The sequence below is a fragment of the Bosea sp. Tri-49 genome (assembly GCF_003952665.1).
GTDB lineage: Bacteria > Pseudomonadota > Alphaproteobacteria > Rhizobiales > Beijerinckiaceae > Allobosea.
Map to the genome: position 1 here is coordinate 5,783,710 of NZ_CP017946.1, position 14,540 is coordinate 5,798,249.

General features: G+C 65.5%; 11 protein-coding genes. 6 read left to right on the top strand and 5 right to left on the bottom strand.

The features are described from left to right. Positions 1 to 36: 36 nt before the first annotated feature. On the bottom strand, positions 37 to 1,626 hold the full coding sequence (serA, locus tag BLM15_RS27920; protein ID WP_126115802.1) for a phosphoglycerate dehydrogenase: 1,590 nt from the start codon (positions 1,624 to 1,626) through the stop codon (positions 37 to 39). Positions 1,627 to 1,783: 157 nt separating this feature from the next. Continuing rightward, on the bottom strand, positions 1,784 to 2,959 hold the full coding sequence (locus BLM15_RS27925; protein WP_126115803.1) for a phosphoserine transaminase: 1,176 nt from the start codon (positions 2,957 to 2,959) through the stop codon (positions 1,784 to 1,786). Positions 2,960 to 3,199: 240 nt separating this feature from the next. Here BLM15_RS27925 and BLM15_RS27930 point away from each other — a divergent pair, with 240 nt between their 5' ends. The 3 genes from BLM15_RS27930 to BLM15_RS27940 all read left to right on the top strand — a co-directional run bounded on the left by BLM15_RS27930 (position 3,200) and on the right by BLM15_RS27940 (position 6,131). Then, entirely contained in the window at positions 3,200 to 4,666 is a 1,467-nt protein-coding gene (locus BLM15_RS27930; RefSeq protein ID WP_126115804.1) for an AAA family ATPase, read from the top strand. A 792-nt stretch (positions 4,667 to 5,458) separates the two neighbouring features. Beyond that, a complete protein-coding gene (locus BLM15_RS27935; protein ID WP_126115805.1) occupies positions 5,459 to 5,806 on the top strand; it encodes a hypothetical protein in 348 nt (115 codons plus the stop codon). Between the two features lie 64 nt (positions 5,807 to 5,870). Then, a complete protein-coding gene (locus BLM15_RS27940) occupies positions 5,871 to 6,131 on the top strand; it encodes a hypothetical protein (protein ID WP_126115806.1) in 261 nt (86 codons plus the stop codon). 116 nt (positions 6,132 to 6,247) lie between these two features. Here the strand turns inward: BLM15_RS27940 and BLM15_RS27945 are convergent, their stop codons facing one another. Beyond that, positions 6,248 to 6,625: an endonuclease domain-containing protein gene (locus BLM15_RS27945; protein ID WP_126115807.1), complete on the bottom strand. Its 378-nt coding sequence runs from the start codon at positions 6,623 to 6,625 to the stop codon at positions 6,248 to 6,250. 74 nt (positions 6,626 to 6,699) lie between these two features. Further along, positions 6,700 to 9,816 carry a bifunctional proline dehydrogenase/L-glutamate gamma-semialdehyde dehydrogenase PutA gene (gene putA / locus BLM15_RS27950; RefSeq protein WP_126115808.1) on the bottom strand — a complete coding sequence of 1,039 codons (3,117 nt, stop codon included), beginning with the start codon at positions 9,814 to 9,816 and terminating at the stop codon, positions 6,700 to 6,702. A gap of 83 nt (positions 9,817 to 9,899) precedes the next feature. Between putA and BLM15_RS27955 the strand changes: the two genes are divergently transcribed. The 3 genes from BLM15_RS27955 (at position 9,900) to BLM15_RS27965 (ending at position 13,352) form a co-directional block, all read left to right on the top strand. Continuing rightward, on the top strand, positions 9,900 to 10,403 hold the full coding sequence (locus BLM15_RS27955; protein WP_126115809.1) for an Lrp/AsnC ligand binding domain-containing protein: 504 nt from the start codon (positions 9,900 to 9,902) through the stop codon (positions 10,401 to 10,403). Positions 10,404 to 10,590: 187 nt separating this feature from the next. After that, positions 10,591 to 11,649 carry an ABC transporter substrate-binding protein gene (locus tag BLM15_RS27960; RefSeq protein ID WP_236846453.1) on the top strand — a complete coding sequence of 353 codons (1,059 nt, stop codon included), beginning with the start codon at positions 10,591 to 10,593 and terminating at the stop codon, positions 11,647 to 11,649. A gap of 86 nt (positions 11,650 to 11,735) precedes the next feature. Beyond that, complete coding sequence (locus tag BLM15_RS27965) at positions 11,736 to 13,352, top strand: acyl-CoA synthetase (protein WP_126115810.1); 1,617 nt, start codon at positions 11,736 to 11,738, stop codon at positions 13,350 to 13,352. Here BLM15_RS27965 and BLM15_RS27970 read toward each other — a convergent pair. Continuing rightward, positions 13,324 to 14,427, bottom strand: a complete 1,104-nt coding sequence (locus BLM15_RS27970) for a GNAT family N-acetyltransferase (protein ID WP_126115811.1) — start codon at positions 14,425 to 14,427, stop codon at positions 13,324 to 13,326. The genes BLM15_RS27965 and BLM15_RS27970 overlap by 29 nt on opposite strands. Between the last annotated feature and the right edge of the window lie 113 nt (positions 14,428 to 14,540).

A 14,540-nucleotide genomic window follows, 5' to 3' on the forward strand; every position in this document is an offset into this window, starting at 1 on the left:
AGATATAGCACGCGCAACGCCGTCTCGCAGCGGCCTTCAGAACTTCAGCCGGCGCGCCCGCTTGACCATCGGGATCTCGTGGATCTTGGCGAGCAGCTCGTCGGAGACCGGCTCGTCGACGGCGACATAGCAGATCGCGTCCCCGCCCGGCTTGTCGCGGCCGAGATTGAAGGTCGCGACGTTGACCCCGGCAGCGCCGAGCAGCGAGCCGAAGGCGCCGATGAAGCCCGGCTTGTCGGCATTGCGGACATAGAGCATGTGCGGCGCGAACTCGGCGTCGACCTGGATGTCGCGGATCTCGATGATGCGCGGCTTGCCGTCATGGAAGACGGTGCCCGAGGCATGGCGCGGCATGTCCTCGGCCTCGACGACGATGCGGATGACGCTTTCGAGATTGCCGGCGACCTCGCGGGTCAATTCCTCGACGACGATGCCCTTCTCCTTCGCCACCATGGCCGAGTTGACCATGTTGATCTCGGGCAGGAACGGCCGCAGCACGCCGGTGATCGCCGCAGCCGAGATCGCCTTGAGGTTGAGGCTCGCGACCGCGCCCTCGTACTCGATCCGGATGCCCTTGACCGGCGCCTCGGTGAGCTGGCCGAGGAAGGAGCCGAGCTTCTCGGCGAGGTCGACGAAGGGCTTGATCCGCGGCGCCTCTTCTGCCGAGATCGAGGGGAAGTTCACCGCATTGGTGATCGCGCCCTTGAGCAGATAATCGCTCATCTGCTCGGCGACCTGCAGGGCGACGTTCTCCTGCGCCTCATTGGTCGAGGCGCCGAGATGCGGGGTGCAGACGACGTTGTCGAGGCCGAACAGCGGGTTCGTCTCGGCCGGCTCGGCCGAGAACACGTCGAAGGCGGCGCCCGCGACATGGCCGGACTTGATGAGGTCGGCGAGCGCGGCTTCGTCGACGAGGCCGCCACGGGCGCAGTTGATGATCCGCACGCCCTTCTTGGTCTTGGCGAGATTCTCGGCCGAGAGGATGTTCTTGGTCATCGCCGTCATCGGCACGTGCAGCGTGATGAAGTCGGCGCGCTTCAGGAGATCGTCGAGCTCGACCTTCTCGACGCCCAGCTGCACCGCCCGCTCCGGCGAGAGATAGGGGTCGAAGGCGATGACGCGCATGCGCAGGCCGATGGCGCGCTCGGCCACGATCGAGCCGATATTGCCGCAGCCGATCAGGCCGAGCGTCTTGGCCGTGATCTCGACGCCCATGAAGCGGTTCTTCTCCCACTTCCCGGCCTGGGTCGAGGCGTCAGCCGAGGGGATCTGCCGGGCGAGCGCGAACATCATCGCGATGGCGTGCTCGGCGGTGGTGATCGAGTTGCCGAAGGGCGTGTTCATCACGATCACGCCGCGGCTGGTCGCGGCGGGTATCTCGACATTGTCGACGCCGATGCCGGCGCGGCCGATCACCTTCAGCCTGGTCGCGGCTTCCAGCAGCTTGGCGGTGGCCTTGGTCGCCGAGCGGATGGCGAGGCCGTCATAGTCGCCGATCACAGCGGCGAGCTTGTCCTTGTCCTTGCCGAGGTTCGGATCGAAGGTCACGTCGATGCCGCGATCCCGAAAGATCTGCACGGCGGCGGGGGAGAGGGCGTCGGAGATCAGGACGCGGGGTTTGGTCATCGGGATGGCTCCGGCTGCGCGCCGCAAGCGGTCGCGCGCGTGAATGGGGTCTGGCGTCATGGCCGGGCTTGACCCGGCCATCTCGGGACGCGAAGGCGCGGGAGGGCGCCTCTTTCGTAATGAGATGGTCGGCTCAAGGCCGACCATGACGGCCTGATCAGGCCGCCTTCTTCAGCCCCGCCTTCGCTTCCGCGAACGCATACGCGATCCACGGCAGCAGCGCCTTGAGGTCGCGCGACTGCACGGTCGCGCCGCACCAGATGCGGAGGCCCGGAGGGGCGTCGCGGTAATGGCCGAGATCGTAGCCGGCGCCGGCCTTCTCGATGATCGAGACGACCTGCTTGGCAAAGGCCGCCTGCGCGTCGGCCGGCAGCGCCGTCACTGCCGGGTCGGTGAACTTCAGGCAAACCGAGGTGTTCGAGCGCGTCTTCGGCTTCAACGCAAGGAAGTCGATCCAGTCGTTCTCGCGCACGAACTTGGCGATGACGCGGGCATTGCCGTCGGCGCGCTTCACCAGCCCGTCGAGCCCACCGACCTTCTTGGCCCAGGCCAGCGCATCGAGATAATCCTCGACCGCGAGCATGGACGGGGTGTTGATCGTCTCGCCGGCGAAGATGCCTTCGGAGAGCTTGCCGCCCGAGGTCATGCGGAAGATTTTCGGCAGCGGCCAGGCCGGCTTGTAGGTCAGGAGCCGCTCGACCGCGCGGGGCGAGAGCACGATCATGCCGTGCGCGGCCTCGCCGCCGAGCACCTTCTGCCAGGAGAAGGTGACGACATCGAGCTTCGGCCAGTCGAGCTTCTGGGCGAAGGCGGCCGAGGTCGCGTCGCAGATCGTCAGGCCTTCGCGGTCATCGGCGATCCAGCTGGCGTCGACGACGCGCACGCCCGAGGTGGTGCCGTTCCAGGTGAAGACGACGTCGCGGTTCTTCGTGTCGACCTTCTTCAGGTTCGGCAGTTCGCCATAAGGGGCGGTGAAGGTGCGCACATCCGCCAGCTTGAGCTGCTTGGCGACATCGGTGACCCAGCCTTCGCCAAAGCTCTCCCAGGCGACCATGTCGACGCCGCGGGCGCCCAACATGCTCCACATCGCCATCTCGACGGCGCCGGTGTCGGAAGCGGGCACGATGCCGATGCGGTAATCGGCCGGGATCTGCAGGACCTCGCGGGTCAGGTCGATCGCGAGTTTGAGCTTGTCCTTGCCGATCTTGGCGCGGTGCGAGCGGCCGAGCGCTGCGTCACCAAGGGCCTTGAGGGTCCAGCCGGGGCGCTTGGCGCAGGGGCCGGACGAGAAATGCGGCACGCGCGGAAGCGCTGCCGGAACGGTATTCGCCATCGATGTCTCCATCCTTACAGATGGGCGCGCCGCGTTGGGGCGGCGTGTCCCGTCGATGGGCGTAGGATGGGGAGGCGGGGGGAGTCAAGGCGGATGAAGTTTGAAGCGAACAAGCATATGGCAGCACGCGGCATAGACACCAACACATTGGTATTAGTCTCGCGCGCTATCCCTCTACTCGTTCAGCGTGTAGCGTTCCTCGACGCTCGCTGAAACAGTTCGGCGTCTTGGGGGGATAGCATGGACGTCCGACACTCTGATATCGTCAATCTTGAAGAGAAAGCCAAAAAACTTTCCTATTCGCGGTATCTTCCAAAGATGAAGCTGCTGAATGTGCGTAGCTTTGATAGTCAAACGATTACGTTCGATTTTCCTGTTACTGCAATAATCGGTACAAACGGAGGAGGTAAGAGTACGATTCTGGGCGCGACAGCTCTCGCTTACAAAGATGTGAAGCCGGGAGAATTTTTCCCTAAATCTAATATCGGCGACAATAGTATGGCAAACTGGCGGGTTGAGTACGAATTACTTGATCGCACTGTCAATAAAGCATCGGTATTTCCACGTAATGCACGTTTCACGAAAGCTAAGTGGCGGCGCGATAAAGTTGCGGAACATGATGTTGTCGTCATACCGATTCAGCGCACAGTTCCCGCGAATGAGCAGACCAAATTTAAACATTTCATTGGCATCTCGGCGAACTCCGAAGTCATAAAGAAGCCTATTGACGATGCCGTTATTGGGTACGTGAGCCGCATTTTGGGAAAGGATGCCAAAGGATACGAACGAGTCACTCTCAAGAGTGATAAGTCCAAAAGCATCCTCGTAGGTATGCGTGGTGCCAACGACTACTCTCAGTTCCATTTCGGTGCTGGCGAAGCATCTATTATCGAAATGGTCTCCAAGATCGAGGGAGCAGACAGCAATTCCCTTATCCTAATCGAAGAGATTGAGAACGGCCTGCATCCGCTCGCTACCGAGAAGATGGTTGAGTATCTTATCGATGTCGCCAAGCGGAAGGGTGCCCAGGTCGTTTTCACGACCCACTCGGAATACGCTCTTACAGTTCTGCCGCCAAAGGCGATTTGGGCCTGTATCGAAGGGATCGCCTACCAAGGGAAACTGACCATCGAAAGCCTGCGGGCCCTTACCGGCAAAGTAGCAAAGGACGCTGCGGTTTTCGTTGAGGACGACTTCGCTAAGGATTTGGTTGAAGAAATGTTCCGGCAGTATGCGCCTACCGTCTTTGAGCGGGTGCAAGTTCATAAAGCCGGTGGCTACCCGTATGTCGTGAACGTTTTGAACCATCACATCCAAAATCCGACAATTTCTTACTCGGCAGCCGCAATCATCGATGGCGATAATCCTCCACTAGAAGAGCCAAATGAAGCGGTCTTTGAATTGCCCAAAGGTGCTCCAGAAATAGTCGTGTTCGGCTATATTAGGCAAACGGCCGAGACAAACAGTGCGCTTATTAAGCAACGTTGCCAGTGCCCCGGAATATCGCAAACCGATTTGGTGAAAATCATCGAATCAGTGGCTATTGATACCACGGACCATCACCTTTATTTTTCGAAATTGGGCGATTGCCTGGGTTTCATCTCAGAATTGATTGTTCGCCGCGGGCTGATTTCGATATACGTTGAACAAAACAGCACTTCATTGAAGTCGCTAGTAACAGCCGTTCGTGACCACATGAAGCTGTAGCAATCACAAGGCCGGTTGGGAGGGGGCGAGGAGAGGTGTTCTGACCGTACCCTCTCCTTACAGGAGAGGGGTTCTGTCGAGGTTCCTGCACTCCACGGTGATAGACCGCAACTTTATCCCCGCTCTCCCAACCTCCCGTATACTGGCCTGCATCCCATCCCCGAGGGGCGGCCATCCGGAGGCATGTCGTTTGGCGGGGTGGGTGCGGCGCCTGCGGGCGAGGGTTGCGCCTCGCTCCCGGGAGGCTTCGGGAACCGACCTGGGGGTACTACGGCCCCTGCGCGAGGAGCTCGCTAGCTGGACGGCCCGCCGATGACCAACCGCCCGGCCGCCGACGCGACGACCCGATGAGGGACACTGGCGAAGGCGGCGGGCGGGATCGGTGGACGATCCGAAAGAAGCGCGGCCCGGAGCTTTAAAATCGCCGATGGCGGAGCGCCACGGGGCGTGCGGAGGGTGGCTCAATCCCTTCGCGCCGCTTCCTGGCTCAATGGAAGCGGATACCAAACGCGCGTCGCGGCGCTCCGCTGCCCCTCGATTGCGATAACGCCCGCGGGAGGAGCCTGCGGGCGGGGACGACGCTTGGGCGCGGGACGCGCGGGGAACCCCTCTCCTGGAAGGAGAGGGGCAGGGGTGAGGGACCGCCGCTGATCATTTGAGTGCAACGGAACCGTTGCGCCTTCTGCGGGTAGGGCAGGCCCTCATCCGGCGCTCCGCGCCACCTTCTCCCAGCCGGGAGAAGGTTGGGCCGAGGTTCTCGCGCCCTTGCCGGAAACCAACTGGAGGACATCCATGCCCCGCAATCCCGACCATCGCGGCGCGACGAAAGAGGAGTTCGAGCGCTTCCAGCGCGAGCGGCCGATCATGCTGCGCCAGTTCGCGACATTGCTGCAGTGCTGGCGCTTTTGCGGCCGCAAGGATTGCCGGCGGGCCAAGGCCTGCACCGGGCCGGATGGCGCGCAATGCTCAGGCGACTTCATGCAGGGTCTCTCCGACGAGATGCGCGCGACCTTCCGCGAGGCGATCCGCCTGCGCCTCACCGGCGTCGATGGCAGGGAGGCCTGGGAGCAAGCGGAGCGGCGGATCGCGCAGCACAAGGCGCAGCTAGACGCGATTCCCGGGATGCGGGGCGAGAGATAGGCGGCGCGACGCGGGCAGGCTGCTATAAGCTCGCCCTCAATCGCGATTCACGGAAAACCCTGCCATGGCCAAGAAGACCCCGGAACAGCTCGCCAAGGAATTCGAGGGCCGCAAGGCCAAGGGCCTCGCCAAGGGCGGCGCGGCCTTCTGGCCGAACGTTTTGTCGAATGCCGTGCTGAAGCTCGTCGCCGCCGGCGAGGTGCTCAGCGTCGAGGCGCTGATCGGCCGCATCGAGCAGGATTCCGCCGCGCTGGACATCCAGGTCAAGGCCGGCGCGGACGAGGCGATCGCGCGGCTGAAGCAGGCGGTGGCGAAGGCGAGCTGAGTAGGGCGCGGGGAACCCCTCTCCTGGAAGGAGAGGGGCTGGGGTGAGGTGTTCGGGAGGGAGATCGTTGGCTGGGGCGGAGCCGCTGTCTGGCCTCGCGGAGCTGGTTTAACCTCCTACGCCTCACCCAAACGCTCTCCTTCCAGGAGAGGGCTTTCTGTTGCGCAGGCCCTCTCGATGCGCGCAATGACGGCATCGAGATCGTTCAGCACCTCGTCATTGCGGAAGCGGATGAGCATGAAGCCATGACGCTCGATCTCTTCCGTACGAGTCGCGTCGTAGTCGCGATCCCAATCATGCTGGCGGCCATCGAGCTCGATGATAAGCCTGCGCTCGAAGCTGAGGAAGTCGACGGTGTAGCCGAGTACAACAACCTGACGCCTGAACTTCACGCCCGCTAGTTTTCGGCCGCGCAGGAGCGTCCAGAGGATGTCTTCCGGCTTGGTCGATCGTTGACGGAGTTTTCTGGCGAAGTGGTCGCGCTCGCTGACCATTGCGGCTTCTCCGGAGAGGGCGCACACCTCACCCCTGCCCCTCTCCTTACAGGAGAGGGGTTCTAGCGTCGCGCTCACTCCCCCATCGCGATCAGGCTCGCATTGCCGCCCGCCGCCGCGGTGTTGATCGTCACCATCTGCTCGGTGGCGAAGCGGGGCAGGTAGTTCGGGCCGCCGGCCTTGGGGCCGGTGCCCGACAATCCGTGGCCGCCGAAGGGCTGCACGCCGACGACCGCGCCGATCATGTTGCGGTTGACATAGATGTTGCCGGTCGAGAGCCGGTCGACGACCAGCTCGACCGTGGCCTCGATGCGCGAATGCAGGCCGAAGGTCAGGCCGTAGCCGGTCGCCTCGATCTCGGCGAGCACCTTGTCGAGCTGGCCCGCCTTCCAGCGCACGACATGCAGAATTGGGCCGAAATGCTCGGCGGAAAGGTCGGCGACCTTGTCGAGCCGGATGATGTGCGGGGCGACGAAGGTGCCGGGCAGAGCCGGGGTCTTGCCGGCATAGGTCACGCGGCCGGCGGCGCGCATCGCGGCGATGTGGCTGTCAAGGCGTTCCTTGGCGGCCTGGTCTATCACCGGGCCGACATGGGTCTCGATCGCGCGCGGGTCGCCGAGGGTGAGCTCGCTGGCGGCGCCCTCGATCATCTCGACCATCTTGTCGGCGACGTCCTCCTGGACGACCAGCAGGCGCAGCGCCGAGCAGCGCTGGCCGGCCGAGCGGAAGGCGGAGAGCACGACGTCGTCGGCGACCTGCTCGGCCAGCGCGGTCGCGTCGACGATCATGGCGTTGAGGCCGCCGGTCTCGGCGATCAGCGGGACGATCGGGCCGTCCTTGGCGGCGAGCGCGCGGTTGATGGCGCGGGCGGTCGCGGTCGAGCCGGTGAAGGCGACGCCGGCGACGTCCCTGTGCGCGACCAGCGCCGCGCCGAGCTTGCCGTCGCCGGGGGCGAAGTGCAGCGCGGTCTTGGGGATGCCGGCCTCGTGGAGGAGGCGCACCGCGAGCGCGGCGATCAGCGGGGTCTGCGGTGCCGGCTTGGCGACGACGCTGTTGCCGGCGACCAAAGCGGCGGCGACCTGGCCGACGAAGATCGCGAGCGGGAAGTTCCAGGGCGCGATGCAGACGAACGGACCGCGGCCGCGCAGGATCAGGCGGTTCTCCTCGCCGGTCGGGCCGGGAAGCGCGGTCGGCACGGCGAACTTGGCTTCGGCCTCGGCGGCGTAATAGCGCAGGAAGTCGACGGCCTCGCGCAGTTCGGCGATGGCGTCGTCCAGGGTCTTGCCGGCCTCGGACTGGAGCAGCGCAAGGATCGGCCCGCGGCGCGCTTCCATCAGGTCGGCGGCCTGGCGCAGCGACGCGGCGCGGTTGCGGGCGGGCGTCGCGTTCCAGGCGTGGAAGCCGGCCTTGGCGGCGGCCATCGCCTTCTCGGCGCTGGCTGCGTCGCCCTCGGTGACGCGGCCGACCGGCTTGCCGTCGATCGGCGAGAGCACGTCGCGGGCGATGCCGGAGCCGGGCTTGCCGTCGATCAGCGGCACGGCGTCCGGCACGGGCTTGGCCGCGGCGGCGCGGATCTCAGCAAGCAGGGTGGCGAGGCTTTCCGCATCGCCGAGCTCCACGCCGGCGGAATTGCGGCGGCTCGGTCCGAAGAGCTCGGCCGGCAGCGGGATGCGGCGATGGCGCGCGGCGCTGGGCGAGCCGATCAGGTCGGCCGGCGGCACTAATAGCTGGGCGACCGGCACGTCGGGATCGCCGGAGACCGAGACGAAGGAGGAGTTGGCGCCGTTCTCGAGCAGGCGGCGGACGAGATAGGCGAGCAGGTCCTGATGGCCGCCGACCGGCGCATAGGTGCGGCAGGCGAAGCCGGAATCCTCCTGCAGCAGGCGCTCATAGAGCGCCTCGCCCATGCCGTGCAGGCGCTGGAACTCGAAGTTCTCGGCGTTGCCGGCCATCTCGGCGACGGCGGCGACTGTCAGCGCATTATGGGTGGCGAACTGGGGAATGATGCGCGGGCGCAGGGCCAGGAGCTGCCTGGCGCAGGCCTCGTAGTTCAGGTCGGTCATCGCCTTGCGGGTGAAGACTGGATAATCGGGCAGGCCGCGCTCCTGGGCGCGCTTCAATTCGGTGTCCCAATAGGCGCCCTTGACCAGACGGACCATCAGGCGGCGGTCATAGGTCTCTGCCAGCGCGGCGATGTGGTCGATCACCGCGGCGGCACGCTTCTGATAGGCCTGGATGGCGAGGCCGAAACCATCCCAGCCGGCGAGCGAAGCGTCGGCCATCACCGCGGCAATGACGTCGAGCGAGAGCTCGAGCCGGTCGGCCTCCTCGGCATCGACGGTGAAGTTCAGGTCGTAGGCCTTAGCCTGGCGGGCGAGCTCGATCACCTTCGGGGTGAGCTCGGCCAGCACGCGCTCGCGATTGGTCGCCTCGTAGCGCGGATGCAGCGCCGAGAGCTTGACCGAGATGCCGGGCCGGTTCGGTAGCTTGTCGTTGCCGGCGGAGCGGCCGATGGCGTCGATGGCGTCGGCGTAGGAGGCGTAATAGCGGTCGGCGTCTCCTTGCGTGCGGGCACCCTCGCCGAGCATGTCGAAGGAATAGCGGTAGAGCTTGCCGGAGCCGGAACGGGCGCGCTTCAGCGCCTCCTCGATCGTCTGGCCGAGGACGAAATGGTTGCCCATGACGCGCATCGCCTGGCGCGTCGCGGTGCGCACCGCGGGCACGCCGAGGCGCTTGGAGAGGCTGCCGATGATGCTGGTCGGGGTCTCGCCGGGCTGGATGATGCGGGCGGTGATGCCGAGCGCCCAGGACGAGGCCGAGATCAGGAAGGCATCGGACTTGGATTCGTGATGGGCGAAGTCGCCCTGGCCGAGCTTGTCCTCGATCAGCCGATCGGCCGTGGCGGCGTCGGGTACCCGCAGCAGCGCCTCGGCCAGCACCATCAGTGCGAGGCCTTCCTTGGTCGAAAGCGAGTACTCGCGCAGCAATTCCTCGATGCCGCCGAGGCCGACCTTGCGGGTGCGGATCGCCTCGATCAGCGAGGTAGCGCGCGCGTCGATTCGGGCCTTGGCCGCGGGATCGCGGCGGCCGCCGGAGAGCAGGCGGCCAGCGATCGCAGCGTCGTCCTCGGCGTAGGGAGCATGGAAGACGGGCGCGGTGCTGGCGGCAGGTCGCAGGGCGGGAGCGGCCATGGAAAGAACTCCGGATTTCGGCGGCGGGATGATCTGCAGAATCATCGCAAGTGGTCTGGATATCAATGGAGATTTCAGCGATTATGCCGCAATTAATCCTGCAGGATTTCCAGGTGGCAGAGAATAATCCGGCTCTGGATCGAACCGACCGGCGCCTGCTCGCTCTGCTTCAGAACGATGGCCGCGCCGCCGGCGTCGAGTTGGCGGAGAAGGTCGGCCTGTCGCCGACCGCAACCGGCGAGCGGCTGAAGCGGTTGGCACGCGATGGTTTCATCACCGGCTACCGCGCCACGCTCGATCCGGTGAAGCTCGGCCTGCACCTGCTGGTCTTCGTCGAGGTCTATCTCGACAAGACGACGCCCGACGCCTTCGAGCGCTTCGCCGCGGCGGTGAAGCGGGCGCCGGAGGTGCTGGAATGCCATATGGTCGCCGGTGGCTTTGATTACTTGGTCAAGACCCGTGTCGCCGACATGAACGCCTATCGCCGCTTCCTCGGCGAGGTGTTGCTGGCGTTGCCGGCGGTGCGCGAGACGCGCACCTATGCGGTGATGGAGGAGGTCAAGACGGACGGGGCGCTGCCGCTGTGACCGAGTTCGCACTGCCGTAGAAAAACGTAACCATTTCCGCGATTTCGCCGTGTTGTCGCCCTGTTGCCGCTTGACCTGCCGGCTAGTTGGGTCCTTCTAGGCGAATGCTTCTCCGGCACGATGTTTGCTGGAACGGAGTCCGTGAGTTGCTGCCGCCCTATCGGCCGCCGTCATTCCGGAGCCTGACATGTCCGCTGCGATGCCCCCGTTTCACGTGCCGTTGTCGCGGCGTGACTTCGGGCGCGTTCTCGCTGGAGGCGCGCTGGCCGCGTCGACCGGGTTTTCCGCGCCCGCCGCAGCCGCAACACAGCTCAAATTCACGCTGGACTGGCGCTTCGAGGGGCCGGCGGCGCTCTTCCTCATCGCACTGGAGAAAGGCTATTTCGGCGACGAGGGGCTCTTCGTCACGATCGACGCCGGTACAGGCTCGCGCGAAGCTATTCCGCGGGTCGCGACCGGTGGCTATGACGCTGGCTTCGGCGATGTGAACTCGCTGATCCGCTTTCGCGATGAGAATCCCAACGTCAATCTCAAGGCGGTGATGATGGTCTATGACCGTCCGCCCTTTGCGATTGTCGGGCGCAAGAGCCGCGGCATCACGGCAGACCCTAAGAGCCTCGAAGGCAAGAAGCTCGGCGCGCCGGCAGCCGATGGTGCCTTCGCGCAATGGCCGGTGTTCAAGAAGGTCAACGGCATCGACGATGCCAAGATCAAGCTCGAGAACATCGGCTTTCCGGTGCGCGAACCGATGCTCGCTTCCGGTGAGGTCGATGCCATCTTCGGCTTCGCCCATACGTCTTTCATCAATCTGAAAGCCCGCGGCGTGCCGACCGACGACATCGTCACCCTGCTGATGGCCGATCATGGCGTCGAGCTCTACGGTAACGCCGTGATCGTCTCGCCGAAACTGCTGGCCGAGAATCCGCAGGCCGTGCGTGGCCTGCTGCGGGCGATCACTCGCAGCGTCAGGGACGTCGTTGCCGACCCCGATGCGGCGACCGCCGTCGTGCTTCAGCGTAACGAGGGCGCGCGCTCCGAGATCGAGCTGCAGCGCCTCAAGATGGCGCTCGATCACTATGTGATGACGCCGAACGTCAAGACGAATGGCTTCGGTGGCATCGACAAGGCCCGCTGGCAGAAGGCGCTTGACCAGATCGCGCTGACCTTCCCGTTCAAGGACAAGGCGAAGGCCGGCAACGCCTTCGCCGAGGGTTTCCTGCCAGCGGAGGCCGAGCGGGCGTTCTGAACGGAGTGCCTGCTTACTTTAGGCCATGGTGACAGCGGCTTTAGGCTTCGCCTATCGTGCGCCGCTTTTCGCCAGAGACCTGCCGCATGCTCCCCGACATCCGCGATTATGAGCGCTTGCGCGCCGCCTTCCGCTGGCGGATTCCGGAGCGTTACAATATCGGCGTCGATTGCTGCGATCGCTGGGCTGTAGCCGAGCCCGGCAAGGTTGCGATCCTCGAAATGCAGCCCGACTGGTCGGTCGTGCCAGTCAGCTATGGCGAGTTGCGGGCGCAATCGAACCGGTTGGCCAATGCACTGCGCAAGCGTGGCGTCGGGGAGGGCGATCGCGTCGCGATCCTGCTGCCGCAGGGAAGGCACGTGCCGATCGCCCATATGGCGGCCTACAAGCTCGGCGCCATAGCGGTGCCGCTGGCGGCGCTGTTCGGAGCCGATGCGTTGTCCTATCGGCTCCGGGACAGCGCGGCGAAGGCGCTGGTGACCAATGCAGCCGGGCTCGCCAAGCTCGGCCAGATCGGCGAGCCGCTACCCGAGCTCGAGCTGGTGATCTCGATCGATGGGTCGGATGGGCGAGCCGAGGGGTTTGCTCGCGCACTGGAAGCCGAAAACGAGGACTTCAAGCCGATCGACAGCAGCCCGGACGATCCGGCGCTGATGATCTACACCTCCGGCACCACCGGCAATGCCAAGGGGGCGTTGCATGGCCACCGCGTCATGCTCGGCCATCTGCCCGGCGTGGAAATGCCGCATGAATTCCTGCCGCAGCCAGGTGACCTGCTCTGGACGCCGGCCGACTGGGCCTGGGCCGGCGGCCTGCTCAACAATTTGCTGCCGGCGCTGCATCACGGCATCCCGATCGTGGCGCGGCCGGCGGCGAAGTTCGATCCTGATGAGGCGCTCCGGCTGATGGCGGATGTCGGGGTGCGCAACTGCTTCATCCCGCCGACGGCGCTGCGCATGCTGCGGGCGGTCGAGAACCCGCGCGGGCGCTATGATCTCAAGCTGCGCACGGTCGCTTCGGGCGGCGAGTCGCTCGGCGCCGAGACGTTGGCCTGGGGCCGCGAAAAACTCGGGCTGACCATCAATGAGTTCTACGGCCAGACCGAGTGCAATCTCGTGCTCGCCTCCTGCGCGGCGATCGGAGTGGTCAAGCCGGGTTTCATCGGCAAGGCAGTGCCGGGCCACGAGGTCGCGGTGATCCGGCCGGACGGCAGCCTGTGCGAGCCGGAGGAGGAGGGGCAGATCGCGGTGCGCCGGCCCAACCCGGTGATGTTCCTGCATTACTGGCGCAAGCCCGAGGCGACCGAGGCCAAGTTCATCGGCGACTGGATGACGACCGGTGATCAGGGCTCGCAGGATGGCGATGGCTATATCCGCTTCGTCGGCCGCGACGACGACGTCATCACCTCGTCCGGCTACCGGATCGGGCCAAGCGAGATCGAGGATTGCCTGCTGCGCCATCCGGCGGTGGCGCTCGCCGCCGTGGTCGGCAAGCCCGACGCGCTGCGTACTGAGATCGTCAAGGCTTTCATCGTGCCGAAGCCCGGCTATGAGGCCTCGCCGCAGCTCGTCAAGGAGATCCAGGGCTTCGTGCGCGAGCGGCTGGCGGCGCATGAATATCCGCGCGAGATCGAATTCCGCAGCGAGTTGCCGATGACCACCACCGGCAAGATCATCAGGCGGCTGCTGCGCGACGCCGGATGATGATCGGCGCGCGGCGGGCCGCTGCCGCCGAGACGGAAAGCCGGATGTCGCCGAGCCGCAGCGGCGCCATCACGGCATGTGGGCCAGGGACGTCGCCGATGATCTCGCGCTGGCGACCGCGCCGGCCGAGCCAGGTGACGAGCTGCGCCAGCGGCGCGAAGCTGGCGAAGCGGTCATCCTCGGCGCCAGAATAGAGCCAGAGGCGTGGTCCCTTGCCGATCAGGATCGCGCCGGCGATGGGCCTGTCGTCGAGGCTCAGCAGGCCGATCCGGCAGCGATGCGAGCCGGCGAGATTGCGGGTCATGGCGCGCAGGAAAGAGCTCTCTCGGATGTCCTGCAGCGCGGCGACACCGGCGCGCGCCAGCGAGCCGGAAGCTTCGAGAGCCAGATGGAGCTCGACCATGTCACGCAGCTCCTGGCGTGAGCCAGATTCGGCGAAGGAGAGCTTGCCGTGGCGCGACAGGCCGTGGCGCAGGGCAGTGAGATCTGGTGCGCCCACGCGGGCTGGCGATTTCGGCGTCGGTTCGAGCGAGGCGGCGTGGCCCGTGTGTTCGGCAACCCGCAACAGGCTGCGCAGGAACGGGCCATCGAGATCAAGGTTGTGCAGCTGGAGGTTTTGCGCGTTGGCGAGACCCCAGCGGCCGGAGGCGTGGAGCAGGGTGGCGACGACGCGCTCCGCCTGATCTGCGTCGATCAGTGGCGTGGCGATGCCGAGGCGAGGATTGCTCAAGCCGGTCAGTTCGTCATGGCCGAGCAAGCGGCGCTGGAGACGAGCCGGGACGAAGCCGAGCAGGCGCCGCGATGTGGCCGCACCGCTCCAAATTAGCAGTACAGGCGTGTCGCGGAAGTCGACGAGGTGCTGGGCGGCGGGCAGGGCAAAATCGGGTTCGAAGAAGGGGTTTGCCTCGATCGCGCGGGCGGCGAGATCGCGCCATTCGGGCTCGATGGTGGCGCAGGCGGCGAGCGTGCGGCGCTCGAGCCCGAGTGCGCTTTCCTCCGCAGTTGGCTCGACGGCACGGGCCCGCTCGGGCGGCGCCGGGCTCGCTGGCATCGCAGAGGCGACAAGGTTCGGCATGGCGCAGCCCTTTCGCGGCTCGCCCTGCTTCGGTGCGCTTTCGTGCCGGATCGGCACGCGGGCGCGGGACGGCGCAGGGGTCTGCGCGCTACGACCCAAGAAACGGGCCGGAC

What these genes read in the sequence shown, in the direction of transcription:
- serA (WP_126115802.1), bottom strand. Translation starts at nt 1,626, where the DNA reads ATGACCAAACCCCGCGTCCTGATCTCCGACGCCCTCTCCCCCGCCGCC.
- BLM15_RS27925 (WP_126115803.1), bottom strand. Translation starts at nt 2,959, where the DNA reads ATGGCGAATACCGTTCCGGCAGCGCTTCCGCGCGTGCCGCATTTCTCG.
- BLM15_RS27930 (WP_126115804.1), top strand. Translation starts at nt 3,200, where the DNA reads ATGGACGTCCGACACTCTGATATCGTCAATCTTGAAGAGAAAGCCAAA.
- BLM15_RS27935 (WP_126115805.1), top strand. Translation starts at nt 5,459, where the DNA reads ATGCCCCGCAATCCCGACCATCGCGGCGCGACGAAAGAGGAGTTCGAG.
- BLM15_RS27940 (WP_126115806.1), top strand. Translation starts at nt 5,871, where the DNA reads ATGGCCAAGAAGACCCCGGAACAGCTCGCCAAGGAATTCGAGGGCCGC.
- BLM15_RS27945 (WP_126115807.1), bottom strand. Translation starts at nt 6,625, where the DNA reads ATGGTCAGCGAGCGCGACCACTTCGCCAGAAAACTCCGTCAACGATCG.
- putA (WP_126115808.1), bottom strand. Translation starts at nt 9,816, where the DNA reads ATGGCCGCTCCCGCCCTGCGACCTGCCGCCAGCACCGCGCCCGTCTTC.
- BLM15_RS27955 (WP_126115809.1), top strand. Translation starts at nt 9,900, where the DNA reads ATGCCGCAATTAATCCTGCAGGATTTCCAGGTGGCAGAGAATAATCCG.
- BLM15_RS27960 (WP_236846453.1), top strand. Translation starts at nt 10,591, where the DNA reads ATGTCCGCTGCGATGCCCCCGTTTCACGTGCCGTTGTCGCGGCGTGAC.
- BLM15_RS27965 (WP_126115810.1), top strand. Translation starts at nt 11,736, where the DNA reads ATGCTCCCCGACATCCGCGATTATGAGCGCTTGCGCGCCGCCTTCCGC.
- BLM15_RS27970 (WP_126115811.1), bottom strand. Translation starts at nt 14,427, where the DNA reads ATGCCGAACCTTGTCGCCTCTGCGATGCCAGCGAGCCCGGCGCCGCCC.